General features: G+C 46.7%; 25 protein-coding genes and 1 pseudogene. 25 read left to right on the top strand and 1 reads right to left on the bottom strand.

The features are described 5' to 3' along the window. Window positions 1-13: 13 nt before the first annotated feature. The 22 genes and pseudogenes from HY272_11575 (at window position 14) to HY272_11470 (ending at window position 21,716) form a co-directional block, all read left to right on the top strand. Window positions 14-997 carry a phosphoglycerate dehydrogenase gene (locus HY272_11575; protein MBI3773324.1) on the top strand — a complete coding sequence of 328 codons (984 nt, stop codon included), beginning with the start codon at window positions 14-16 and terminating at the stop codon, window positions 995-997. Further along, complete coding sequence (locus HY272_11570; GenBank protein MBI3773323.1) at window positions 997-1,887, top strand: NAD(P)-dependent oxidoreductase; 891 nt, start codon at window positions 997-999, stop codon at window positions 1,885-1,887. Before HY272_11575 ends, HY272_11570 begins: the two co-directional genes overlap by 1 nt. After that, window positions 1,884-2,465, top strand: a complete 582-nt coding sequence (locus HY272_11565) for an acyltransferase (GenBank protein ID MBI3773322.1) — start codon at window positions 1,884-1,886, stop codon at window positions 2,463-2,465. Before HY272_11570 ends, HY272_11565 begins: the two co-directional genes overlap by 4 nt. Continuing rightward, window positions 2,452-3,078 carry an HAD family hydrolase gene (locus HY272_11560; protein MBI3773321.1) on the top strand — a complete coding sequence of 209 codons (627 nt, stop codon included), beginning with the start codon at window positions 2,452-2,454 and terminating at the stop codon, window positions 3,076-3,078. Before HY272_11565 ends, HY272_11560 begins: the two co-directional genes overlap by 14 nt. After that, window positions 3,071-3,829, top strand: coding sequence for a 2,4-dihydroxyhept-2-ene-1,7-dioic acid aldolase (locus tag HY272_11555; protein ID MBI3773320.1), 759 nt, complete (start codon window positions 3,071-3,073; stop codon window positions 3,827-3,829). Before HY272_11560 ends, HY272_11555 begins: the two co-directional genes overlap by 8 nt. 2 nt (window positions 3,830-3,831) lie before the next feature. Next, entirely contained in the window at window positions 3,832-4,566 is a 735-nt protein-coding gene (locus tag HY272_11550; GenBank protein ID MBI3773319.1) for an FkbM family methyltransferase, read from the top strand. Further along, the gene (locus HY272_11545; protein ID MBI3773318.1) at window positions 4,563-5,540 is read left to right on the top strand and encodes a class I SAM-dependent methyltransferase; all 978 of its coding nucleotides are present in this window, start codon (window positions 4,563-4,565) and stop codon (window positions 5,538-5,540) included. Before HY272_11550 ends, HY272_11545 begins: the two co-directional genes overlap by 4 nt. A 27-nt stretch (window positions 5,541-5,567) precedes the next feature. Next, entirely contained in the window at window positions 5,568-6,314 is a 747-nt protein-coding gene (locus tag HY272_11540; protein MBI3773317.1) for a 3-deoxy-manno-octulosonate cytidylyltransferase, read from the top strand. Further along, window positions 6,311-8,197 carry a hypothetical protein gene (locus HY272_11535; GenBank protein MBI3773316.1) on the top strand — a complete coding sequence of 629 codons (1,887 nt, stop codon included), beginning with the start codon at window positions 6,311-6,313 and terminating at the stop codon, window positions 8,195-8,197. The genes HY272_11540 and HY272_11535 overlap by 4 nt, the downstream gene beginning before the upstream one ends. A 57-nt stretch (window positions 8,198-8,254) precedes the next feature. Then, window positions 8,255-9,028 (top strand): glucose-1-phosphate cytidylyltransferase, encoded by a 774-nt coding sequence (gene rfbF, locus HY272_11530; GenBank protein ID MBI3773315.1) that lies wholly within the window; start codon window positions 8,255-8,257, stop codon window positions 9,026-9,028. Between the two features lie 2 nt (window positions 9,029-9,030). After that, the gene (rfbG, locus tag HY272_11525) at window positions 9,031-10,128 is read left to right on the top strand and encodes a CDP-glucose 4,6-dehydratase (GenBank protein ID MBI3773314.1); all 1,098 of its coding nucleotides are present in this window, start codon (window positions 9,031-9,033) and stop codon (window positions 10,126-10,128) included. Continuing rightward, window positions 10,125-10,592 carry a dTDP-4-dehydrorhamnose 3,5-epimerase family protein gene (locus HY272_11520; protein ID MBI3773313.1) on the top strand — a complete coding sequence of 156 codons (468 nt, stop codon included), beginning with the start codon at window positions 10,125-10,127 and terminating at the stop codon, window positions 10,590-10,592. The genes rfbG and HY272_11520 overlap by 4 nt, the downstream gene beginning before the upstream one ends. A gap of 11 nt (window positions 10,593-10,603) precedes the next feature. After that, window positions 10,604-11,527 carry an NAD-dependent epimerase/dehydratase family protein gene (locus HY272_11515; protein MBI3773312.1) on the top strand — a complete coding sequence of 308 codons (924 nt, stop codon included), beginning with the start codon at window positions 10,604-10,606 and terminating at the stop codon, window positions 11,525-11,527. Further along, on the top strand, window positions 11,524-12,453 hold the full coding sequence (locus HY272_11510; protein ID MBI3773311.1) for a glycosyltransferase: 930 nt from the start codon (window positions 11,524-11,526) through the stop codon (window positions 12,451-12,453). Before HY272_11515 ends, HY272_11510 begins: the two co-directional genes overlap by 4 nt. After that, on the top strand, window positions 12,454-13,731 hold the full coding sequence (locus HY272_11505) for a hypothetical protein (GenBank protein MBI3773310.1): 1,278 nt from the start codon (window positions 12,454-12,456) through the stop codon (window positions 13,729-13,731). A 251-nt stretch (window positions 13,732-13,982) separates the two neighbouring features. Further along, entirely contained in the window at window positions 13,983-14,681 is a 699-nt protein-coding gene (locus tag HY272_11500; protein MBI3773309.1) for an acyltransferase, read from the top strand. A 21-nt stretch (window positions 14,682-14,702) separates the two neighbouring features. Continuing rightward, a pseudogene (locus HY272_11495) lies at window positions 14,703-15,842 on the top strand (IS3 family transposase). Window positions 15,843-16,340: 498 nt separating this feature from the next. Beyond that, on the top strand, window positions 16,341-17,324 hold the full coding sequence (locus tag HY272_11490) for a DegT/DnrJ/EryC1/StrS aminotransferase family protein (protein MBI3773308.1): 984 nt from the start codon (window positions 16,341-16,343) through the stop codon (window positions 17,322-17,324). A 65-nt stretch (window positions 17,325-17,389) separates the two neighbouring features. Beyond that, window positions 17,390-18,523, top strand: coding sequence for a GNAT family N-acetyltransferase (locus HY272_11485; protein MBI3773307.1), 1,134 nt, complete (start codon window positions 17,390-17,392; stop codon window positions 18,521-18,523). After that, window positions 18,516-19,481 (top strand): polysaccharide deacetylase family protein, encoded by a 966-nt coding sequence (locus tag HY272_11480; protein ID MBI3773306.1) that lies wholly within the window; start codon window positions 18,516-18,518, stop codon window positions 19,479-19,481. Before HY272_11485 ends, HY272_11480 begins: the two co-directional genes overlap by 8 nt. A gap of 141 nt (window positions 19,482-19,622) precedes the next feature. Continuing rightward, a complete protein-coding gene (locus tag HY272_11475) occupies window positions 19,623-20,702 on the top strand; it encodes a glycosyltransferase (protein MBI3773305.1) in 1,080 nt (359 codons plus the stop codon). A 51-nt stretch (window positions 20,703-20,753) separates the two neighbouring features. Next, window positions 20,754-21,716 carry an SDR family oxidoreductase gene (locus HY272_11470; protein MBI3773304.1) on the top strand — a complete coding sequence of 321 codons (963 nt, stop codon included), beginning with the start codon at window positions 20,754-20,756 and terminating at the stop codon, window positions 21,714-21,716. An 8-nt stretch (window positions 21,717-21,724) separates the two neighbouring features. Here the strand turns inward: HY272_11470 and HY272_11465 are convergent, their stop codons facing one another. Further along, on the bottom strand, window positions 21,725-22,702 hold the full coding sequence (locus HY272_11465) for a DUF4143 domain-containing protein (GenBank protein ID MBI3773303.1): 978 nt from the start codon (window positions 22,700-22,702) through the stop codon (window positions 21,725-21,727). A gap of 339 nt (window positions 22,703-23,041) precedes the next feature. Here HY272_11465 and HY272_11460 point away from each other — a divergent pair, with 339 nt between their 5' ends. From HY272_11460 to HY272_11450, 3 genes are all read left to right on the top strand, one after another. Further along, on the top strand, window positions 23,042-23,482 hold the full coding sequence (locus HY272_11460) for a hypothetical protein (protein ID MBI3773302.1): 441 nt from the start codon (window positions 23,042-23,044) through the stop codon (window positions 23,480-23,482). Window positions 23,483-23,595: 113 nt separating this feature from the next. Then, window positions 23,596-25,122: a Fic family protein gene (locus HY272_11455; GenBank protein MBI3773301.1), complete on the top strand. Its 1,527-nt coding sequence runs from the start codon at window positions 23,596-23,598 to the stop codon at window positions 25,120-25,122. 115 nt (window positions 25,123-25,237) lie between these two features. Then, window positions 25,238-25,840 (top strand): sugar transferase, encoded by a 603-nt coding sequence (locus HY272_11450; protein ID MBI3773300.1) that lies wholly within the window; start codon window positions 25,238-25,240, stop codon window positions 25,838-25,840. Window positions 25,841-26,059 lie beyond the last annotated feature (219 nt).

Genomic DNA, 26,059 nt, shown 5'->3' with positions numbered 1-26,059 from the left:
ATTTGGAGGGATTATGGCGAAGGTGCTAATTACTACCGTACCCTTTGGCGATAAAAATCGCTTACCGTTGGAGTTGCTTGAAAACTCGGGAATTGAGTATCTAATCAACCCTTATAATAAGAAGCTGATCGAAACTCAGTTGTTCGAGTTAGTCGCAGATGTTGAAGTTATTATCGCGGGCACTGAATCGATCACCGATAAAGTTATAGCACATGCGCCCAACCTTAAGCTTATTTCCAGGGTTGGAATCGGGTTGGATAGTGTCGATCTCATGGCGGCAAAACGGCGTGGGGTCAAGGTCTCCTATACACCAGATGCCCCGGCCCCGGCAGTGGCAGAGCTTACATTGGGTATGATGCTTACGTTGCTGCGTTCTATACACATATCGAATGCGGAACTACACCAAGGTAAATGGCAGCGGATCTTTGGGCGTAGGCTACCAGAAGTGACTGTCGGCATTATTGGCGCTGGCCGTATCGGTACAAGGGTTCTACGTCGTATCACGGCGTTTGGGACGCCGAAGATCCTTGTTAACGATCTCATGCCAAACTATGAACTGAGCAGAGAATTTAAAATGGAATGGGTGACGAAGGAGCAGATTTATAAAGAGGCAGACATAATCAGCTTGCATCTACCCTTAACGCATCTTACCAAAAATATGATCCGCCGTGAGCAGTTATTAAGTATGAAGGCAGATGCCATGATTATTAATACCTCTCGTGGTGGAGTTATCAACGAAAATGATCTTTATGATGTAATGACGGCAGGGCACTTAGGTGGTGCCGCCATAGATGTTTTTGAGCATGAGCCATATACAGGAAAACTTGCGGAAATTGAGCGCTGTCTTCTGACTGCGCACATGGGATCGATGTCGATTGATTGTCGCACTCGTATGGAAATCGAGGCCACCGAAGAGGCTGTACGTTTCCTCACGGGTCAACCACTACAAAGTGAAGTGTCGCAAGTCGAGTACGACGTTCAGAGTCAGGGGTTGTGATGCGATCTGCGGAGAATCAAAAAAGAACCGCAACGGTTATTGGTGGTAGTGGGTTTTTGGGTTCGCATGTGGCTGATCAATTATGTGAAGCTGGATATCGGGTGCGTATCTACGATCGGATAAGTTCTCCCTGGAGGCGTTCTGATCAGGAAATGATTATCGGTGACTTGCTTGATGTCGAACAGTTAAATAAAGCTATTACTGGTTCCGAGGTGGTTTACAATTTTGCAGCTGTGGCTGACCTCAATCAAGCTCGAAATCAGCCTGTGGAAACCGTGCGAGTCAATATACTCGGCAATGTTCAGGTGCTCGAGGCATGTCGCTTGAATGAAGTTAAACGCTTTATCTATGCCAGTACTGTTTACGTATATAGTCGAGAAGGTGGGTTTTATCGTTGTAGCAAGCAAGCAGCTGAGCATTATGTAGAAGAATATCAGCGCGTATACGGGTTGGATTATACCATTCTTCGTTATGGTTCCCTTTATGGTCCTCGTGCGGATCATACGAATGGTTTGTTTCGCATAGTCCGCAATGCGTTGCAGACGGGGATTGTGCGTTATGAAGGTAGCCCTGATGCATTAAGAGAGTATATCCATGTTGAAGATGCCGCGCGGGCGAGTGTTGTTGCTTTGGGTGAGGACTTCCGTAATCAGAGTGTTGTGCTAACTGGGCAAGAGCCAATGCGGGTGCTTGATCTGCTCAAGATGCTTGCCGAGATTCTAGGTATGCCAGATGCGGTCGAGTTTGTTGAGTGCGAATATGTGGGGCATTATGTGCGTACCCCGTACGCCTATCAGCCGAAGCTAGGACGTAAATATGTGCCACCGATGCATGTGGATTTGGGGCAAGGGTTGCTGCAGTTGATCGATGATGTGCGTCGAAATCAATGAAATCTGATTTGCCGAACAATACTCTTCGCGCAAGAAGTAAGGTTTGGCGTGTATTTAATATTATTTTTTGGGTTGACTCTTTATATAGCGCTTTTATTAAATTAAGACTAAAAAAATGTGGGAGAGGCGTAAAATTTAGATTGAGTACTGTAATCAAAGGTCATGAGAATATCGTCCTCGGAGACAACTTTAGCTCTATGGGTGTCCTTTATATTTATGCTAATGACGATGGATATTTGGAAGTTGGGAATAATTGTGTAGTAAATACGAATGTTCAGCTTGGAGCATCGGGAGGAAAGCTGATAATCGGAGATAATGTAATGATTGGGCCTAATGTTGTTATTAGAGCGACTAATCACGGTACGCGTAAAGGCGCGTTCATGAATGCCCAGCCTCACTCTTATGGAGAGATAAATGTAGAAGATGATGTTTGGATTGGTTCGAATTCGGTCATAACATCTGGGGTGACTCTGGCAAAAGGCACAGTCGTGGGAGCTGGTGCTGTTGTTACAAAATCTACGGAGCCCTACAGCATTGTTGGAGGCGTCCCTGCGAGAAAAATTGGTGAAAGAATATAATATAATATTTTGGGATTTCGATGGTGTGATCAAGGAATCCGTTGCCGTCAAGTCGGTTGCCTTTGGACAACTATTTTTGCAGTATGGCAGGGAAGTGGCAGGTCGGGTGCGCCAACACCATGAGGCCCATGGAGGTGTGTCTCGCTATGAGAAAATTCCCATCTACCTTGCGTGGGCGGGTGAGGCTGTCACAGAGGACAAGGTTCATGATTTTTGTGACAAATTTTCAGAGCTCGTACTGCAAGCAGTGATCGACTCTGATTGGGTGCCAGGTGTGCGTGAGTACTTGCAGGCTAATTATGCTCGTCAATGTTTTATTTTGGTGACTGCTACTCCTCTGGAAGAGATTCAACAAATTGTTCAGTCGTTGCAGATTGCGCCTTATTTTAAAGGGATCTTCGGTGCGCCAACTTCTAAAACTGTGGCTATAAGGGACGCGCTGCAACGCATGAATTGCTCCCCTGAACAAGCGCTAGTAGTGGGTGATTCTGAAACCGACTTGGATGCTGCTAAGGCGAATAACGTAGCCTTTCTGCTGCGACGAACAACACTTAATCGAGTTCTGCAGGAACAGTATTCTGGCCCCATGTTTGATAATTTAAGCGATGAATAGACTAGCCGCAATTCAACAGCTTCGAGATCGCCTGAAGAGTGGCGGTTGTTCCATCGGTAGCTGGATACAGATTCCTCATGCCTCGGTGGCGGAGATTATGGGACAGGCTGGCTACGATTGGGTGGCTGTTGATCTTGAGCATGGTTCGATTGGAGTGCACCAATTACCAGACTTATTCCGTGCCCTAGAACTTGGGGGGACGTTACCGCTGGCGCGTTTGGCTCAGGGGCGCCCCAAAGATTGTAAGCAAGCATTGGATGCTGGTGCGGGGGGGGTGATAGTGCCGATGGTAGAAAGTGCAGAGCAACTAGAGGCCGTTCGCAATGCATGTCGTTGGCCGCCAGCGGGAACGAGAGGTGTTGGTTTTTCCCGCGCCAATTTGTTTGGAAAACATTTCGATGGTTATTTCGAAGAGGCGCAAGCACCATTGCTTATTGCCATGATTGAACACGTTCGGGCCGTAGATAATCTCGAGGTGATCCTTAATGTTGAAGGGCTGGACGCCATATTGATTGGCCCGTATGACCTTTCGGCTTCGATGGGTTTAACCGCCCATTTTAATCACCCAGATCTTAAAGAGACGATGGAGCGGATACGGTCCTTGACGTTTCAACGTCAGATACCTTGCGGCGTTCATGTTGTAATGCCATCGCCAGAACAATTGAAATTGAGAATCGAGGAAGGTTATCGGTTCCTGGCTTATTCCATTGATGCGGTATTTTTGCTGGAATCATCAAAAAGGGTTATGTAGATATGCAAGATGTTGGAGAATCAAGAACACGTAACGAGGACTTCAAGAGAATATTCTCACGTTCAACACTGATAAGAAATTTGGTTGGTGATATGAGCTCACCCCTAATTATTGATGTGGGTGGTCATTCGGGAGAGAGCGTAGTTTATCTGAGGAGTTTGTTCCCTGATGCTATCATCCATACATTTGAACCTGATCCACAGTCTTTCGAAGAACTTTCTCGGTTATCAGATAAAAAAACACATTGCTACAACGTAGCCGTTTCTGATTGTGATGGTGAATCGGTGTTTTTTCGAAATGAGGTTTCTCATACTAATTCTCTTTATAAAGTCAATCTTGACAGCAAAGATTCAATTTTTTTCAATAAAGTAAAGCTTGGCCAGGAAAGCCCTGAGTTTGACAAATTTAACCGAGAGCTGAATGTTGCTGTAAGAAGGCTAGATGGTTTTTGCATAGAGCAAGATATCCAAAGGATAGATCTGTTAAAGATTGATGTGCAAGGTGCTGAAGCAAAAGTTTTAATTGGTGCAAATGGAATTTTGGGATGTGTGGAGAATGTGATTTTAGAAGTAAGTTTTTTTGATTATTATGAGCACCAAAGTAGTTTCCTGGAAATAGAGCAGGCTTTGATGCCCTTTGGGTTTCGACTTTTTTCAATTAGTGAGATATCGAATAATCCAATGAATGGACGAACTGATTGGGCGGAAGTGATTTATAGGAAGCAGAGAAGCAGATGAAAGAAGAGGATATCCGACCGCAGAAGATATTTGATGAATATTTATGGCTCGCGCGACAGGATACAATAAATTTCTTTTCGGATGCGAAGCGAGTAAAGGGAAGGTGCCCTGCATGCAATGAAGTGGGTGAGTTCTCATTTGAGAAATTTGGTTTCGAATACGAGGTGTGTCCCAGTTGTCATACCTTGTTTGTGAATCCTCGTCCTATTGCAGGGGCTTTTACTAAATACTATACCGAGTCGCTTTCCTCAAAATTCTGGGCAACCACATTCTATAAGGAGACCGCGGCGGCTCGGCGAGAGAAGTTATGGAAACCAAAAGCCAGGCTGGTTTTAGATGCAATGGCGTGCTATAGCGCAACAGGATATACGATAATTGACATTGGGGGAGGGTACGGTCTGTTCGCTGAAGAGATGCGAGATCTTTCGGGGCGCCCGATTACAGTAATTGAACCAGGATCTCATCTGGCTGGTGTTTGCCGTGAAAAATCACTAGCGGTTATAGAAAAATTTCTTGAATGTGTTGATGTCGCTGATTTGCCGGATGGTCCAAGGGTGTTCGTGAGCTTTGAGTTGTTTGAGCATTTGCATGACCCATCTGCATTTCTGAAACATCTTAAAGGATTAATGGATAGTGGTGACCTGTTTCTGTTCACGACACTTTCAGGTTCAGGAGTTGATATCCAAGTTTTGTGGGAGAACTCAAAATCGGTGTCGCCGCCACATCATCTTAACTTTTTTAATCCCTCCTCTATCAGGGCGCTAATTGAACGTACTGGGTTGGAGATGTTGGATGTTACTACCCCTGGAAAACTTGATATTGATATTCTTGTAAACAGCCAGGTCCATATTAAGGATCGGTTTTGGCGTACTTTCATCGCTACGGCCACCGATGATGCTAAGGAGAAGTGGCAAGAGTTGATTGCTGCATCAGGGTGGAGTTCTCACATGATGGTGATTTGTCGAAAGCCTTAGTGTGTCTTGCAAAGTAAGGAATCGTTTATGAATGTTCTCGCGCTCATCCCCGCTCGCATGGGGAGTAGTAGGTTTCCCGGCAAACCATTGGCTCTTATATTAGGAAAGCCAATGATTGGCCATGTATACGAACGAGTGTCCCAGAATCCTCTGTTGACCGCTACTGTAGTGGCGACATGCGATTATGAGATTGCCCATTACATAGAGAGCATTGGTGGGCGTGCCATTATGACTGGTAGTCACCATGAGAGAGCGTCTGATCGTTGTGCCGAGGCACTTGCGATTCTAGAAAGAGAAGATGGGGTGGTTTACGATATCGTAGTCATGGTGCAGGGGGATGAGCCAATGACTCACCCAGATATGATCTCAGAGGCGGTCAATCCTATGCTGAAGGATACTGGCCTCCAAATTGTGAATTTGTTGGGTAAGATTGAGTCTGTCGCTGAGTTTGAAGATCGCAACTGCATTAAAGTGGTTTGTGATTTACATAGTAATGCACTCTATTTTTCTCGTGAGCCAATTCCGACTCGGTCAAGAGTTGATGCGATTCCCATGGGTAAACAGGTTTGTATTATTCCTTTCAGGCGAGATTTTCTGCTGGAGTATACTCGAATGGCTCCGACGCCATTGGAGGTTGTGGAATCAGTGGACATGATGCGTGTTCTCGAGCATGGGCTAAAGGTGAGAATGGTGCCAACGCGGTATAACACCTACGCAGTCGACACGCCATCTGATTTGATGAGGGTAGAAAAATTGATGGTCGAGGGCGCTTGACCGTACAAACATTGATTATCTGTGACTCCGATGTTGGTCCTTCAGAGTATTGGGGGTGTGTTTATCGTTGGAGTGGTTATGAGGAAAAAGGTTCTATCTACTCTCTGCTGCGGTATGTTGAGTCGCATGGAGATAGGTTGCGTCGAAAATACCTAGAATGGATTCATGATCTCGGCGAAAGTGTGGTTGGTGATAAACGCATAGTCGATCATCTCGTGTTTGAGGATGGATTTAGCTACTGGTGGATGACGTTGTTTGTAGAGCAGAATCCATGGAAATCTCCATCGATCATAGATGCTATTCGTTTTTTTGCCCTCGAAGAGATTATTATCCAGCGCAGGCCAGATAAGGTTCGGTTGGTCAGTGCTAATCGAATTTTGCATGAAGTCCTCAGTGGTCTATGTCAGAACATGGATATCGGTTACGAATGGGAACAGCTTCCAGATCGGCCGCTTCAACGGTTGAGCTTCCGTGTTGTTTATCACGCACTGCCCCAGTTCATGCAGGCATCAATCAGTCTGATTCATCATTTGTTTGCTCGCTGGCCATTTAGGCAGGTTAATAAGTCAGACTGGTTTGCCGGCGAACGATCACTGTTTATCTGTGCGTTCTTTTTTCATATCGATCATAAAGTCGTGGAAGAAGGCCGTTTTCGTTCCCGTTATTGGGAAGATCTGCACGGACTTATGGAAAGACTAAATCTTTCAGGGAATTGGCTTCAGCTTTACTATCCCCATAATGCTGTTCCAACCCCTAAGGTTGCGATGAGTTTTGTGCAACGTTTTAATCAACAAAAGCAAAAAGAAGGGATTCATGTTTTTCTTGATGCTTATCTGTCATGGCGCATTATTGGGTCCGTAATACGGCGTTGGTTCAAGTTGATGTTCATTTCTTGGCATATGGGTGGGCTGAAGTGTGCATTCCGTCCCAGGGGGACACAGTTCTCATTGTGGCCTCTCATGAAAAGGGATTGGCTTGGGTCAATGCGAGGCGCTACTGCTATTAATAATCTGTTATGGCTAGAACTTTTCGACGCGGCTCTAGAAGATTTGCCGCATCAGAAACAAGGTTTGTATTTATGCGAAAACCAGTCATGGGAAAGAGCGTTGATTCGTGCTTGGCGTAAACATGGGCATGGGCAGCTAATTGCGGTAGCGCATTCGACGGTCCGATTCTGGGATTTGCGGTATTTTCATGATCCGCGCACTGTTCAAGCAAGGAACCATTGTCCAATCCCGGAACCTGATCTTGTTGCGCTTAATAGTGAAGCCGCTGTTAATGCTTACCTTGAAATGGGGTACCCGCGTGAACGCATTTTTGAATGTGAGGCGCTCCGGTACGGATATTTGAATAATCTTAAAGTAGGGTGTTTATCAAGGACAAGAAAGGATGGCGATAGATTAAAGGTCTTGGTTCTGGGCGACTTCACTCCTTCAGGCACCCTGTCTTTGTTGAGTTTGCTAGAAGAAGCTGCTATTCATATATCTATTTCCGTGGAGTACACGATCAAGCCACATCCTAACTATATTGTGAGAGCAGAAGATTATGTCGCACTACCTTTGAAAGTGGTCACGTCTCCGTTGTTTGATATCCTAAAGGATTATGATGTTGTCTTGTCAGGCAACCTAACTTCTGCTTCGGTAGAGGCTTACTGTGCCGGCCTGCGAGTAATCGTAGCTATTGATGCGGCGGAATTGAACTATAGCCCGCTTCGAGGGCGTAAGAACGTCAAGTTTGTTTGTACGCCAGACGAATTAGTAGACGCACTTGAATCTAGTAGCCAAAGTACAATAAATAATAGTTCGGATGATGACAATTTTTTCTTTCTTGATGCCGGGCTTCCTAGATGGCAGCGACTGTTGTCATCTGTAGTGGTTAATTGAAATAGCCTCTTGCATTAGATTACATTTATTAGATTACATTAACGCGCGAGTCATAATATGAAAGTCGTAATACTTTGTGGCGGGTTAGGTACTCGTTTGAGCGAAGAAACTCAGGTAAAACCGAAGCCGATGGTTGAGATAGGTGGGCGCCCAATCCTGTGGCACATAATGAAGATATATGAGCACTATGGATTTAATGATTTCACTTTGGCTTTGGGTTATAAGGGTGAAGTGATTAAGGACTATTTCCTTAATTACCACGCCCGCCTTAGCGATTTGACGGTGAATTTGAAAAGTGGACAGGTGGATTACTCAAATCCCACAGCTGAGGACTGGCGAGTGTCGCTCATCGATACTGGCGCTACTACGCTTACTGGAGGACGTTTGCTGCGATTGAAGCACCATTTGCAATCCGGTAGTACATTTATGCTTACCTACGGTGACGGAGTTTCGGATGTGAATGTGACCGAATTGTTGGCCTTCCATCGTGACCACGGCAAGCTGGCGACAGTGACAGCTGTTAGGCCTTCGGCTCGCTTTGGAGGTTTAAGGCTTGGCGAGGGACGCGTGCTTGATTTCAAGGAGAAGCCACAGTCTGGAGAAGGGTGGATAAACGGCGGGTTTTTCGTGTTTGAGTCAGCAGTATTCGATTATTTGGAAGGCGATGCTACCGTGTTGGAGCAAGCGCCGTTGGAGACTTTGGCGCATGATGGTCAGTTGATGGCCTTTGAGCACCCTGGCTATTGGCAATGCATGGATACAATACGTGATCGAGATGCATTGCAGGCGGCGTGTGAGAGCGGCTCCGCGCCATGGCTGAGAGGCAATTGATAATGTTTTCTAACATCTACAATGGTAGGCGGGTATTGGTGACTGGCCATACTGGGTTTAAGGGTAGTTGGCTTATTACTTGGTTGCTAAAGTTGGGCGCTAAAATAATCGGTGCTTCTAAGGATGTGCCTACTCATCCGGCGATGTTCGAGGAGTTGGAGCTTGCCAGTCGGATCAAACACGTTCAGACGGATATTCGCGATCTAGCTGCGATGTGCGAACTGATCGAAAAGGAAAAGCCGGATTTTGTCTTTCATCTTGCTGCGCAGGCAATCGTCTCAGCTTCTTATGCCGATCCTGTGGAAACGATGTCGACAAATGTGATAGGTACCATGAATATTCTGGAGGCGCTACGGGCAGCAAGTTGGCCTTGCGTAGCCGTGTTGATTACCAGTGATAAGTGTTATGACAATGTCGAGTGGGTATGGGGTTATCGCGAAGCCGACCAACTGGGGGGCAAAGATGTTTATAGCGGTTCCAAGGGTGCCGCCGAACTAGTTATCAAGTCATATTTAAATTCGTTTTTTAAGAAAGATCATCCCGTACGTCTGGCTATTGGTCGTGCCGGAAATGTGATCGGCGGAGGGGATTGGGCGAAAGATCGGATCGTGGTGGATTGCGTTCGGGCCTGGAATGAACGATGTAGCGTTGAAATACGCAGTCCTCAGGCTACCCGTCCCTGGCAGCATGTATTAGAACCTTTGAGCGGATATCTGGTCCTTGGTCAGATGGTCGCCCAACAGTCGCAATTTCACGGCGAGGCCTTCAATTTCGGTCCTCGAGCCGAACAAAATCGCACTGTGGTCGAGTTGCTCCGCGATTTGGGGCAGCGATGGGGTTTCACGGATCTAGATCAAGCCTATCGTATCACCGCGGACATACCCTTTCATGAGGCTGGGTTACTTAAGCTCAATTGTGACAAGGCTTTGTTTCATCTGAAATGGGAGCCGAATCTTGATTATATTGAAACCATTGGCCTGGTTGGTGATTGGTATACGGCTTTTTATCGTGAACGAGCCGATATGTATGCTCTGACTCTTGAGCAGATCGCCAACTATGAGCATTTGGCCGCTGAGCGAAATCGAGTTTGGGCAAAATGATCGGTGTAGAGAGTGTGATTGAGGGAGTAACTCTGACAGAACTGCGCCAGATTATCGATGAACGTGGTGCCGTGTTGCATATGTTACGCAGTGATTCATCTGATTTTACCCGTTTTGGCGAATGCTATTTTTCAGAAGTATTACCCGGTGCTGTAAAGGCTTGGAAGCGTCATCGTACGCAGACTCAGAATTTGGCGGTACCAGTGGGGCGCGTTCGCTTTGTTATCTACGACGACAGGAAATTGTCGTTCACAAGAAATAAATTGCAGATTTTCGAGCTTGGTCGTCCCGATAATTACCTCAGGCTTCGTATTCCGCCAGGTCTCTGGTATGGATTCACCTGCATCAGCGCTAGTGCCGCTCTTATTGCAAATTGTCCCGATTTTCCCCATGATCCAACAGAAAGTGAAATGTGCAAAGTGAATGAATCGACGATTCCGTATAACTGGGAACTGTTGGGCTGATATATTCACGAATGACGCAAGAAAAAATACGCATTTTGGTGGTAGGTGGCACTGGATTCATCGGTAGCCATGTTGTTAATCATGCTGCCCAGCTTGGCTGGGATGTGACCAGCCTCTCGCTGCGAGCTGGTAAGCGGAATGGGTATCCCAGTGTGCGCTATCTTTCGGGTAATATCGTCGATAGCGACGATCTTAAAAAAGTTTTAGACAATGTTAAGTTTGAGTATGTAGTAAACTGCGGTGGATACATCGACCATACGTTGTTTTTTCGAGGTGGACGGAATGTTTTTGATTCGCATTTTCGCGGGGTTCTTAATCTGGCAGAGACGCTAGATCGTGATGTACTCCGTGCTTTTGTAAATATTGGCAGTAGCGATGAATATGGTAGTGCTTCCGCACCTCAAGTTGAGACTCAGCGAGAGGCCCCAATCTCGCCATATTCCCTTGGTAAGGTGGCGGCTACGCATTTTTTGCAGATGCTCTATCGAACCGAGAATTTCCCAGCAACAACCTTGCGGCTTTTTCTAACGTACGGCCCCGGTCAGGATAATCGGCGTTTTCTGCCTCAAATCATTTTGGGTTGTCTAGAAGATCGTTCTTTCCCAGTATCAAAAGGGGCGCAGATGCGAGATTTTTGCTTTGTTCAGGATGTGGTTGATGCCGTATTCTTGACCTTCGACAGCTCTTCAGTTAAGGGTGAGGTGATTAATATTGCTTCGGGCCAGTCTGTTTCCATACGCGCTATAATTGAAACTGTCCAGCGTTTAATTGGTCGAGGTAAACCTTTGTTTGGCAAAATTGACTACAGGCCAAGTGAGAATATGCGGCTTCATGCAGATATTTCCAAAGCCAAAGCATTTCTGGGGTGGGAGCCAAACGTAACCTTAGAAGTGGGTTTGGAAAAGACGATCCAATGGATTAGGCAGCAGTTATGAAACAAGAGCCATTAGTTAGCATTCTGATGAATTGCTACAACGGGGAAAAATATCTACGCGAAGCCATTGAGAGTGTGCTGGCGCAAACATACCAGAACTGGGAAATTATTTTCTGGGACAATCAGTCTGTAGATCGTAGTGCAGAGATATTCAAAAGTTATATAGATACACGACTTAAATATTTTTGTGCACCTTCTCACACCGATCTTGGTGGGGGGCGGGCTAGGGCATGGGCGCATATCATTGGTGAATTTGTGGCGGTATTAGATGCTGATGATGTGTGGTTACCGGCTAAGCTTGAAAAGCAGGTCCCCCTTTTTGATGATCCTGCAGTGGGGATAGTTATCAGTGACACACTGTTTTTCAATGAGAGTACCGAGAGACCACTTTATGCTGGAAAATATCCTCCAACAGGCTGGGTATTCGAGCAGTTGTTGGAGCAATATTCTATTTCTTTAGAAACGGTAGTATTGCGTAGATCAACCATATTAAAGCTACCAAGGGCCTTCGATCCCGATTTTAGTTTCATTGCGGATTTTGATCTGATAGTGCGCCTGAGTCGTATTTCAAAGCTTGCGCTTTGCCCCGAGGTTCTTGCGAAATGGCGGGTTCATGCTGGTAGTGATACGTGGAAGTATCCGCAGGCATTTCTCGCTGAGAAAGAGCGATGGATTCAGAAACAGATGATAGAGGACCCGTCTCTTGTCGAACAATATGCGTACGCAATTCGTAAGTTCAATAGTAAAAATTGTAGGATAAAAGCCGCGCTTGCACTTCTGAAAAGTCAGAGATATCTTGCATTAGAGACAATATTGAAAGGTGGTTTAGATCACTGGCATGCTTGGGTACTCCTGTTTTTTTGCTTCATTCCATTTTCAGGGGTAGCGATTTCATATCTTTACAAACGAAAGCTGGAGCTTGCCTGATTGACTTCGCTCAACAAAGATGACTTTCCCGTTCAAATTATTGCCAAGACTGGGTTAGTGGTTTTGCTTCTTCTTCTTCTGGCTTCTCCCCATATTATGTTGTATGACTTGATTGGAATGAAGCTTTGGGTGCAAATTATATTGGGGTTGGCTGCTGTCTTTTTGTTTGTGGATGCGTTTATGCGTTCTTCTATCGCGGCAATAGTTCAGCCGCTGGCGGTTTTATGCTTATCTTATATCGTGGTTGAGATAGTATGGCGGCAAGATATCAAGAGCATGATCGGTTATGGGTTGGCATTTTTTCTTGTTACGATTGTGTCGAGCTTTAGGGCAGCTAAATTGAATTGCTTTGTAAAGATGCTTGCGATCACTTTTGGCTTGTTTGCGGTGGCAGGTGTTGCTCAGGCGGTTATTATTTATTTCATCGCGCCTGGTTTGGCGGGCAGTATTCCTTGGCAAAGTGAAGCCCCAGGTGCTATGCAGTGGCTTGGCGGGGCGGATTCACTTGTCAGAGTCGCTGGAATTATCGTCCCAAGATTTACTAGCTACATTCAGCAGGCATCGGCTTTGCCTGCATATTTTCTTCTGCCGGCAGCCATTGTGCTGGTTAGTTCCGTAAAGGAAAAGAAGCTAGCATATATCCTAATAGCATTCACTCTGTTGTCTCTGAGTGGGTCGGTGATGTTTTGCTTAGGAATTTCAGTTATTGTGTTCTTTTTTTATCGCTATCTTCATTCAGCGTTGATGGTGGCGCTTCCATTTATGATGTTTCTAGCCTATGTTGTGATTTTGCTTGCTATTTCTTCATCAGGTGATCCAGGTCAGGAATGGATTAAACTGGTTCCTGGAGAGTTTAATTATTTAGAGGCACGGGCTGATTCTGGATTTTCAAGGATGATCTTAGCGTCAAATGCAATTAATCATGTCTTTGAGTCACCTATATTTGGTATGGACAGTTCTAGTGAAGAAATATTTGGCTCACTGATTGTGACTTCGGGGATGCGGGCTGGTGTTATTGGTATGATTCTGGCGGGAGTGTTTTTTGTGCAATTGTTTAAAATGCTGTCTGTTGCGATGAAATTATCTCGATTGGATATCCATGCGCGCTATGGTTTGGCGTTGCTATATTCAATTGCGCTTCAGGTGATGATTTACAACGACTATGGGTTTAGCAAATTTTGGGGTTTTGTAATGTTTGCTATTGCCTTGGCGACTTTGCGAAACTTGTGCGCACAACAAGAGCTCAGGTATCGGCAACATGTTTGGCGGAGTATGTGAGAGGCGCTAATTCTATCTTGAAAGTTATGCGCCATCGCCATATTATTGTCCATCTCATCAATATGTTTTATTAGAGATGAGCTATCTTAGTCAGCCCAGCAAAATCGATAACTTGCTTATATTGCGTGGCCTATGTGCTTTAGGCGTTTTGCTAGTTCATGCCACAAATGATCCTTGGTTATTCAGTAATAATCTTGACTTGAAGGCTGTGCTTCATGCTTCAGGTATTGGAGGGATAAAGCAGATTTTTTATGGCCGCCAACGGGCTCAAATTTTGTGATGATCTTTTTTGTCCTGTCGGGATATTTGATGGAATTTATCTGCTTGGACGTTATGAGCTATCCTGGAATGGAACCGTTAATTTTTACAAGAATAGGTTTTTAAGAATAGCCCCTCTTCTTTATTTTAATCTATTAATCATCATGGCATTGACGGGACGTTGGATGCCGATATTAGGGCATCCAGCATTTTTTGGTGATATTTTCTTTGTTAATAATATTACGGGGCAAGTGATAAACCCAGTTACATGGTCGATCTCATATGAGATGCAGGACTATATGCTTTGCCCGTTATTCTTCTGGCTATTTCATCGTTATGGTCAGCGAAATCTCATGCTGCTATTATCTGTGATTCTTGTTATGGGTTTTTACGCATATCTAGCACAGTCTAATCAAGAAATCATTTTGTTTAAGCTTTTTCAGTTTACTTGGTTGTTTCTTGCGGGATTTTTTGCGAATTACTTAATTAGGCTTCTCCATGAGGAGTGGAACCTAAAGGGCAGTGGAGTTCTTCGTTTTCTAGGATTCGTTTGCTTCGTTAGTGAAAATATATGTCACTGGATTTTGTATAATGCGGGTAAAGAATTTCTGGCTGAGGTGGTTTTGTGCGTCTTCGCTATCTCCTCAATAGTGAAGTGGTCTAATGAAACCGGACACCTTGTTAAGGGGTAAAATACCATAACGAGGTGAACGATGAAGACGAAGGCAGCGAGACGACAATACACAGAGGACTTTAAACGGCAGGCGGTGGCGCTGGTGACGGAGCAAGGGTACAAAGTGACGCAGGCTGCCCGGAGTTTGGACATCAACCCGAATTTGATCACGCAGTGGCGCCGGCAGTTTGAGCAAGAAAGCCGTGGCGAGTTGCTGCGCCAGGGCGAGCGGGAAGAGCTGAATCGATTGCGTCGCGAAAATCGCGAACTGCGGCTGGAGAAAGAAATCCTAAAAAAGGCGGCGGCCTTCTTTGCGAGAGAAACGAAGTGAAGTACGGCTTCATCGTGAAGGAGGCGCACCAGTATCCGGTGACACTGATGTGTCGGCTATTCGATGTCACGCGGAGTAGTTACTACGACTGGAAAGCCGCAGGAGGAAGCGTTGTCCCTGCGGAGGAGTTCCGTGCGGCAACGCCTGAAGGGCTTGTTTGAAGCCTCCCGGCAAAGCCTGGGTAGCCGGAGACTGACACGCTTGTTGTGTCGGGAAGGCTTACCGGTGGGCCGCTACCGAGTTCGGCGATTGATGAAGACGATGGGGCTCAACGTCAAAACCAAACGTCGTTTCCGGATCACCACCGACAGCAAGCACCGTCTGCCGATTAGCGACAACGTGCTTGATCGGCGGTTTACTCCGGAGGCCGTTAACCGCGCCTGGGCCAGCGATATTACGTACGTTTGGACGCTCGAGGGCTGGCTGTATCTGGCGGTGGTGATCGATCTGCACTCGCGCCGGGTGGTAGGCTGGAGTATGGCCAAATGCATGGATAAGGCGCTGGTCATCCGCGCCTTGATGATGGCCATCGCGCTGCGCCAACCGCCACCGGGATTGATTCATCACTCCGACCGTGGCAGCCAGTATGCCAGCCAGCAATACCAACAATTGCTCAAGACCCATGAGATCGTTTCGTCAATGAGCCGCAAGGGCAACTGCTGGGACAACGCTCCCGTGGAACGCTTCTTTAGCAGTTTGAAGCGGGAGTGGATCGGTGATCAGTGGTATCAAACACGGGAGCAGGCCATCGCCGACATCCGTGATTATCTCGTGGGTTACTACAATTCGTGTCGATTACATTCGACACTGGGATACATGACACCGATCAATTTTGAAAAGAGTGCTTAGGCGGGTGTCCGGTTTTACTTGACCACAACATAGTACTGCTAGAGCTTCCAAGGCCAATTAAACATTCCAAAATTACAAGAGTGGCTGGAGAGGGTTTTACTTGGCTGGGGCAAATATCTTACGGCGTGTATCTCTGGCACTACCCCATATTGTGGATGCTCGTTGGTGACAACCTTGCATTCTTGGTTTTACATACTGATATGTTTAGTATGCCTAAATGGTTTGTTGCTAATTTTATCTTGATAAGCTTACTCATTGCATATACCTTTGCTTTGTCACTTTGCACATTTTTCTTGGTAGAACAGAGGTTTAGGCCAGGTCTTTACCAGAGCCGTTAATGGTGCGCGAATAATAGCTAGATTCGCCGATCAAGCGTTGTTGTCCTGTTAGGGCTTATAGGTTTTTTCTTAAATAACTGCAGTAAAAAATTCACTTTTTTCTCTCCGCGTAAAAATATTGCCACTTGATGTGGTGCAGAGGATCGACATCGAGGATAGTTTGACTGAGATTTCTTCAACATTTTTTGTTGCCAACGCTCGAACAGCGCTGAAGATTGCGTTTCAGCAACTTAACATGCAACCAGGGCAAAAAGTACTTATCCCTGATTATATTTGTGAGGTATTAATCCATCCAATATCACAAATGAATCTGATACCGATTTATTATCCGGTTACCAAGGGTTTGATGCCGGATTGGCAGGTTCTTGAGTCAATTGTTGCTAGTTCCAGTTGTCATGCTCTGGTTATGGTTCATTATTTTGGACAACCGCAGAATATTGAACAATTTCGCAAGTTCTGCTCACGCTATAGTCTGCTACTGGTGGAAGACAACGCCCACGGATATAGTGGGCGATTCGAAGGCAGACGTCTCGGTACATTCGGTGATGTAGGAATAAGCTCTCCCAGAAAATTTCTTGGAACTCCTTCAGGAGGTGTATTGCATGGGGAAGTTTTCACATCTTCTGAATTTGTCGAAGCACTGGAGCCATTTCCAGCGTGTCGGCCAAGATCGATTTTAAAGATGGGGGCGAATTTTTGTCGGCCTGTACGGCGTCTATTGCGAGGTTGGACTGATCGAAATAAGGATTGGAGTGATCCACTCTTGTATCAAGAATTAGTACAGCCTGATTATGGGATAGATCGGCTTTCACGCTGGCGTATTGAGTCGGCTAACTGGCAAATTATCGCCATGCGAAGACGTGGTAATTGGATGGCTTGGGCGGAGTTTGCGAGAAGCAGAGGGTTGATGTTGATATTTGATGATGTTCATCATGAGTCTTGTCCCTGGGCTATGCCAGTTTACGCTGTTAGTCAAGCTGAGAGGAATTTCTGGTTAGAGTGGGGGGCGAGGAATGGGATTTCACTTTTTCCATGGCCATCTTTGCCCGAACATATTGTTGAGCTTAATGGTGATGCGATCTCGCGATGGAAACGCATGGTCTGTTTTCCGCTCGATATGAATCCTAATGAACTTGGATTGTGAGGCATCTAAACAGTTGCGGCGGTAATTTGTTGGGACTTTCTTGAGAGTATTAGGGTTTTGAGCCTGTGAGACTGATTGTTTTTCGCGATTTTTGCCCGGAGCTGGAGAGGTATTGGGGCGGTATTGAATCTAATTCGCAGTATCACGTCTTTCAGTCATATCAATGGTTAAAGTTTTGGCAACAAACAATTGGAAATTCGATGCTCGCAATCAGGCCGTGGATCGCCGTTGTGTTGAACGCCGATAACCAGCCGAAATTGATATTTCCGTTAGGGGTTCGGTCGAGTTTTGGGTCGCGAGTGCTGGAATTTCTTGGTGGAGCACAAAGTGATTATCAAGGCCCATTAATTCATGATGAATGGCTGGTAGATATACCGAAAATTCGGTTTGCATGGACGCTTGTATGCAAGTACTTGCCAAGACATGACGTCCGCCATTTTATTAAGTTGCCAAAATTGTGGTGCTCAATAGATAACCCAATGCTGGAAATATGGGGTGTGAGATTTCAGGATTATTCGTATTCGGCGATCCTTCCGGCTAGTGTTGGTGAGTTTCAAGCAAAGCAACGAAAAAAGTTTAGGGCGGATTCAAGTCGGCAACGCAAGCGCCTTTCAGAGCAAGGCGATGTTAAGTTCGAGGTGCTCGATGCTGGGCAATGCGGAAGCTGGGATAAATCGATCGATATTATGATTGAACAGAAGCGTCAGCGCTGTAGAAGTATGGGGGTTCCAGATCTATTTGCAGACGATGCCGTTCAAGAGTTCTACAGGGAATTGTCAAAAATGGGTAATAGTACAGGACTTGTTCACTTTTCTGTTTTGCGGTCCAGTGAAGAGATTGCGGCGACTCATTGGGGAGCAATCTTTCGAGACCGATTCTATTATCTAATGCCGACCATAACAAATGGGAAGCTGGGGGTGTATTCCCCGGGGCGGCTCTTGCTTGAGAATCTGGTTGAATGGTGTATTAATAACAATATTAAGGTGTTTGATTTTACGATTGGAGGAGAGGAATACAAGAGGGATTGGTGTAATAGTGAAATGCCATTATTCGAGCATCTTCGCGTAGTTACTCCGTTAGGACTTCATTATGCCGGGTATATTCGGTTGAGGCGGCGTGTGAGACGGAATCGGCGGATGTGGGGTGCGGTAAAGTTTTTGTATTCATGGCTTCGGTACGGAAAGGAAAATCGTGGCTGATTTGCAGGAAGAATTGCCGTCGGTTGTTATTTCTATCGATTTTGAGATGAGATGGGGAGTTCATGATATTTATGGCATGAATTTTAATGGATATCGTAATAATCTCGAAAACTGCAGGTCTGCAGTTCTCTCGACTTTGCAGGCCCTTGTGCAACGAAATTTAAAGGCGACATGGGCTGCCGTGGGGGCGTTAGGGTTGAACGACTGGGATGAGTATTTTTCCTTTGCCCCTCCACCTCCAAAATATTTAAATTCAAAGCTGGCTGTGCGTAAAGAATACGCAGATATTGATCCTAGCGGTTATCTGCATTTCGCTCCAGATTTGATAAGCGAAATTGTGCAAACGACCGGGCAGGAGCTAGGTAGCCATTCGTTTTCTCACCTTTATTTCCGTGAGCCGGGGGTCACTTCCGCAGACTTTATCGCTGATATGATGGCGGTCGCGAGGCTGTGGCGTGCGCGTTTTGGAGTTACCCCTGTCAGTCTCGTCTTTCCGCGTAATCAAAGTGCTTTTGTTGATCAGCTTGATGGTGCGGGAATTAGGGTTTGGCGAGATACAGAGCCTGCTTGGTTTTATGATTGTAATGAGCAAGGCAAAAATACGATACTGCCGAGGACGCTTCGTTTCGTTGACAGTATTAATCCGTGGACAAGTCGGGTGTCACAAATAGAAAAAGGCGTGACTCGCGCTAGCCTTTTTGTACGTTTTGATTTGCCTAATGTGCTATGGCGCATTCAGATCAAGCGAATAAAGCGGGAACTCAAAAACTTAGTGGCCGGAGAAGTATTTCATTTGTGGTGGCATCCTCACAATTTAGGATTTGATCTGGCTATCGGAACAGCTCGCCTTGTTCAGGTGCTTGATTTGATTGCCGAAGTATGTGTAAAGAATAAAGCATCTTCAAAGACAATGAAGGATTTTGCTTATAATGAGCGCAGCTCGGTATTATCACTCTAATTCCAGTCATGGTAATAGGTTTTTGGAATGTGGGGACGCTATGTTTGGAGTCAAACTGATATAACTATGCTTGTAAATTCCCGTGGTAGTCGCAGAAGAATATGTATTGTAGCTACGGTGCCATTTGTGTTGAGATGGTTCATGGCGCCACATATAGCGCTACTTAGTGCCGATTACGACATAACATTGGTTACAAGTGGGAGTGTGGATGATCTGCGAGGGTTGCTTGGTAGAAATGTTTCCTTCGTATCGCTTCAGATAGATCGGAAAATCTCTCTTAAGAATGACTTGGTAGCGTTGCTCAAATTATGGGTGCTTTTTAGGGAACAAAAGTTCGATGTTGTTCATTCCATTATGCCTAAGGCGGGTTTGTTGGCTATGCTTGCAGCGAGGGCTGCGGGCATTCCGCTGCGCTTTCATACCTTTACCGGGCAAGTGTGGGTGACGAAGAAAGGGATTGGTAAATATGTTCTAAAGCTTTTTGACAAGATTATCGCCAAGAATGCTAGTTGGGTGCTTGCGGATAGCCATTCTCAGAGACTGATTCTTCAAGAAAATAGGATAGTTAAGGAATCAAAAATAGTTGTCCTGGCGGATGGTTCCTTTGCGGGTGTTAATCTGAATAGATTTATTTTTTCAGCCGAGGTGCGTGATCGGGTAAGATTGAAACATAGCATCCCAGTCGATGGTGTAGTCTTTTTGTTCCTAGGTAGGCTGAACAAAGACAAAGGCCTGTTGGATCTTTCTCGGGCATTTTCGACAGCGGCCAGAGACGCGCGGAATTTGCATCTTCTGATTGTAGGGCCGGATGAAGAGAGGCTGGATGCGGAATTTTCGACATTGGCGTCACGTTTTCCAGGCAGGGTGCATAGAGTTGGTTTTACTGATCGGCCAGAGGATTTCTTGTCGGCTGCGGATGTGTTGTGTTTACCGAGTTATCGTGAAGGATTTCCAAATGTGCCGCTTCAAGCGGCAGCCGTGGGTCTGCCAGTAATTGCATCTCGCATTTACGGAATAACCGATGCGGTGGAGGATGGCTTTACCGGGATTCTTCACTGCCCCAGAGCGCAAGATGAAATTGCAGAAGCAATGCTGCTGTTGGCGTCAAATAAAGATCTGCGGCAACAAATGGGAAGCGCGGGCCGCGTCAGGGTACTAAACAAATTTTCAGAAGAGCGAGTTACACGGGCTTTCGCAGATTTCTATCGAGACATGTTTTGAAGCTTGGTTGCATTGAAAAATGACCATGCATATCTTTGGTATCCTGCAGTTATGAAATTGTTGGTTACGGGGTCGTCCGGATTTGTCGGTGGTGCTGTTGTCTCTCGTCTGATAGGCTTACCGAGAATAAGGGTGCGGGCGGTGCTTAGGAGTCACCACGATTCTGCGTGGGGTGAAGTGGATGTGGTGCGCGGTCCCGATCTGACTCCTGATTCTGATTGGGGCCGCGCAGTTGAGTCAGTTGATGTGGTAGTACACGCGGCTGCGCGCGTGCATGTTATGAATGATACAGCAGTTGATCCGCTCGCCGAATTCCGCCGTGTTAATGTTGATGGTACGCTAAATTTGGCGCGCCAGGCTCTTGATGCCGGGGTTAAACGTTTTATCTTTATCAGCTCAATCAAAGTTAATGGTGAATTTACGCCATTGGGTAGGCCTTATAAGGCAGATGATATGCCCGCTCCTATCGATCCTTATGGGATTTCAAAACTTGAGGCTGAAATTGGGCTAAAAAAAATCGCGGAAGAAACGGGATTGGAAGTTGTCATTATCCGCCCCGTTTTAGTATATGGCCCTGGAGTAAAGGCAAATTTTATTTCCATGATGCAATGGTTGTACAAAGGAATCCCCTTGCCCTTAGGTGCAATACATAACAAGCGTAGCTTGGTGGCGCTGGATAATTTGGTGGATTTGATTGTGACCTGTATTGATCACCCTGCGGCCGCTAATCAGACTTTTCTGGTAAGTGATGGTGAGGATTTGTCGACCACAGATTTGCTCAGACGTACGGCAAGAGCGTTGGGTGTTTCCGCGCGTTTGATTCCCGTGCCCGTATCGGTATTGAGCGCGGGCGCATCTGTTCTCGGTAAGAAAGACTTTGCGCAGAGGCTGTGTAGCTCCTTGCAGGTGGATATCAGTAAAACCCGGGAACTGCTTGGCTGGTCGCCGCCGGTGACCGTTGACGAGGCGCTTAGAAAAACGGCTGAGGATTTTTTGGCGCGGCAAAAAGCTTGAGTTTTGTTTTACAGCCAGCCTGCCGGGATTTGAACAATCTCAGGTGTTAGCCATTCAACCCGGTCGCTCTGATTGATCAGCATGCCCATGGGGAGGCTATTGTCTCTGATAAAGGCTGTTAGAGATTTTAAACCGCTGGTTTTGACAGAGCTGCCATATTTAACTTCAATGGGTAACACGCCAAATGGGCCCTCCAGCACCAGATCAACTTCGGCGCCGCCTCGTGACCGGAAATAATGGACTGACCAATTGGTAACGTTGGTTGCTTCAAGCCCTTTTGCAATCTCTTCACAGACAAAGCCTTCAAAGGACGCGCCGACGACGGGGTCGGACATTAATGATTCCATGTCGTGTATCCCCAGCAAGTAATGGAGCAGGCCGGAGTCTCTGATGTAACCTTTGGGCATTTTTGTTATCGATTTTGCCGCCAAGGCTTCATAACTGCTGACGATGCGCCAAATATAGGTTCCATTCGCTATTTCAAAATAGTCGCGGATAGAGGATTCGCTTGCCTCGACTGCTCTGCCCATCTGGCTTTTGTTAATAATCGTTCCAGATAACTTACACAGCATGGTTAAAAAACGGCGGTAGGTTTGCCGATTGAGCTTTGGAAATAGCTTTGCGACATCCCGATTGAGATAGGTATCTTTATAATTATTCATCCAAACGGCGTAGCGTTGTGCATCATTGCCAAGCGAGGGTTCAGGATAGCCGCCGTAGAACCAGCATCGTTGTATTTGATCGCGTGTTAGCGGAGGAGGAGTGTCCCCAAAGGGGAGATTTTTGCTCAGCTTTGATTCGAAGATGGAGTAAAACGGACTTAGTGGTAGTCCGTAATGTTCGTTGCATTTCAGTGTGCCAAGCTCCACGATGGCAACCCGCCCAGCCAGCGTTTCCGAAACTTCGTTGATCAGCGTAGGGCTGCTGGAGCCGGTGATGATGAAACGCCCGTTCTGCTTGCGCTGAGCATCGATCTCTCCATGCAAGATCTTGAATATCTGAGGGTATTCCTGTGCTTCGTCGAGGATGACCGAATCCGGATGTTCTTTAAAAAAGAACTTGGGGTCGTAACTTAGCCGATCCAGGTCCTTGGGTTGCTCTAGATCCAGATATGACCAGTCCTTTCCTAGTGCTTTGGCTAAGGTGGTTTTACCAACCTGCCTGGCCCCTAGAATTACTACCGCAGGAAACCAGTCGAGTAATTTCAGGCACTTGGATTAAAGGTTTCTTTTTTTGCCTGTCATTTTCGTGACTATCTCACGAATTTTACATGATAACAAGAGGAGACAAAGTTCGGGGGGGCATATACTGCTGTTTCCGTCATAATGCATAAAATTGACACATTGACGGAAACCGCGTGCAGCCTTTATCGAATCAACAACGATTGCATCTGGTTAATAATACCCAGCAGCTTTATTCGAATTACATGGAGGCGCATCGTCAGGCGCGTTCCTATGCCTATGGCATGCGCTGGAAGCTGTCGAATATCTTTTTTGAGAGCGGGATCGCAGAGGGAACGGCAAACTTCTGGGCAGCCGGTTCCATTCCGTGTGTCTGATCCGCGGGTGTTCGCATTACACAAAGCTTGGCTATCTCAGCAATCTGTTCGTGAACCCCTTAAGAGGCAGCGCGATCTTGCGCAGGCGCGAGAGGTAGCTCATATGGTGCAAGAATACATGCCGCACTTTGATTTTGACGAAGCACTTACCTTTTTGCATGGCGACGTGCGTGCGATGTGGGAGATATTGAATATATTGAATATTTAGCCCCCGGTCGCGATTATGTATGAATTTGCCTTTAAAGAAATAATCCTAGTATAATTGATTTTTAAATATAACGACGATATGTAATCGTTTTTTAACCCCAGTAATCAAAATTTATGTCCAGCATAGGCTACCAATGGCTTTCCGAGACTTACCATGTGGTCCCGGTGCAGCCGTTTGCCGTGCGAAGCGAGATTGGTCGAATCCGTTCGACTGCAACGGATGGCGATACTCGGCATGAGATTTACACCGAGAGCTACCGGCCCGGCCCGATGCTGCGCGATCATCTCACGTTTGCCTTGAAGTACGAAGGTATTCACCTGGAATTTCTGGCCCGGCTGTTTCAATTGCCGGCAGTCAGGAACTATCTGGAGGCGTGGATTGCCGAGGAGTCCACGGGTGCATATGCGCGTCGCGCGTGCTTTTTTTATGAATGGCTCACGGCGGAGCCACTGTCTGCGCCGGGGGTTACCCGGGGAAATTACGTCGATGCGCTGGATTCGGACGAGTTCTTTGTCGGGGCGCCGGTCAACAACACGCGCTGGCGAGTTCGTGACAACATGCCAGGCAGCCGGGATTTCTGCCCGGTCATCCAGCGGCTTGCCGATGTCAAGGCGGCGGAGCAGTATGACCTGACGGGAAAACTGGCGGGTCTTGAAGCCGACTTCGGTGTTGATCTGCTCATGCGGAGTACGGTGTGGCTCACGGTCAAGGAGAGTCGCGCGAGTTTCCTGATTGAGCGCGAGCAGGATCAGGAAGATCGGATTCGCCGCTTTGCAGCGGTGATGGAAACCGAAACGGGCAGGCACGACAACCCGTTTGAGCTGGATACCCTTGTAACGCTGCAACATGGAATCCTGGGGGGTGCGGCGCTGCGCTATGGTCTGCGCCGATCACCCGTGTATGTCGGGCATACAGCAGCCTATCAACCAGTTGTCGACTACATCGCACCTCACTGGAAAGATACCGCAAGCATGCTTGCGGGATTGGCAACGTTCCTGGATCGTACACGAGGCGGCTCTCCCATCATACGGGCCGCAACAGCATCATTTGGCTTTGTCTACATACACCCGATGGCCGATGGAAATGGCCGTATCTCAAGGTTTCTGATCAATGACATTCTTCGCCGCGATGGCGTGGTGCCGGCACCGGTCATCTTGCCGGTTTCCGCGACCATTACCAATAGCACACATAACCGGGCGGCTTACGACAAGGTTCTTGAACGCTTTTCGCGGCCTTTGATGCGCCATTATGCGGATCAATATTATTTCGGCGAGACGGCGGTCGCAGGGGATGGCGTCCAATACAACCTCTACTTCAATGGCTATGACGATGCATTGCCCGCATGGCGCTACCCTGATCTCTCGGCGCACGTGGGCTACCTGGCTGGGGTCATTGATGCCACACTGATGCATGAGATGCGCGTGGAGGCCCGTTTCCTGAGGGCTAATGACAGGGCGCGTCAAGCTATCAAGACTTTTCTTGAAGCTCCCAATCATGATTTGGACAGCATTATCCACAACGTCCAGCAAAATGGGTACGCCATATCAAACCAGTTGCATAAGCGATACCCAATCTTGGCTGAGAAACCTGAGCTTGGCGAGCAGATAGTTCAGGCGGTCATGGAAGCGTTTAGAGAATGATCATTCAAAGCGTTGTTATTAACCCGGCAGCTAAACACACCGTACTAAAACTCCTTCCCCTTTTAGGGGGAAGGAACTTAATATTCAGATGTGTTTTATCGCCGGGTTAATAACGATGGAAGAGAGATTGGTTGAGGCAACAGAAGTGGTATATGCCGGTAAGCGCGTATTTGATTTGATGTCGGCGTTATGCACGCTGATTATTGCAGCTATTCCAATGTTGTTGGTGGCGCTGGCAATTAAATTGACCTCGCCCGGACCGGTGCTTTACTGGTCTGATCGCGTCGGGCGCAATAATCAAATTTTCCGGATGCCAAAATTTCGTACGATGCGGGTAGATACGCCTGCTGTGGCGACTCATTTGCTGGGCAATCCAGATCGCTTCTTAACGCCAGTGGGTGGATTTTTGCGCAAGACTAGTCTCGATGAATTGCCTCAGATATGGAGCATACTGCTGGGTGATATGAGTTTGGTTGGCCCGCGTCCTGCGCTGTTCAATCAGGATGATCTGGTTGCGTTGCGTACTGAGGCGGGGGTTCATAAACTTGTTCCCGGGCTTACTGGCTGGGCGCAGATTAATGGTCGTGACGAAATACCTATTCCTCAAAAAGTAGCATTGGATGCAGAATATCTGCGCAATATTTCGTTATTCCAGGATTTAAAAATTATTTTTCTAACATTTGTGAAAGTGTTGAAGCGCGAAGACGTTGCACACTGATTACATCACACCTCCCCCTCCATCTCCAATTCCTTAATCTTCCTCGTAAGTGTATTTCTCCTGGCCACATCGCGGCAAAGCCGCTCCTTGTATGATCGATTTTAATGAAAATGTTGTTGAGGAGGTTAAGTAAGATTACACGCTTCACCGGGAAGGCCGTCCGCTCCTGAGGACTGGTTTTTAACCAGAGCCTGTGCTGTAGATTGGCCTCCCGCCCTA

Source organism: Gammaproteobacteria bacterium (assembly GCA_016200485.1).
Taxonomy (GTDB): domain Bacteria; phylum Pseudomonadota; class Gammaproteobacteria; order Tenderiales; family Tenderiaceae; genus JACQEP01.
Note: the sequence above shows the minus strand (reverse complement) of the source record. Positions and strands in the feature narration are given on the sequence as shown.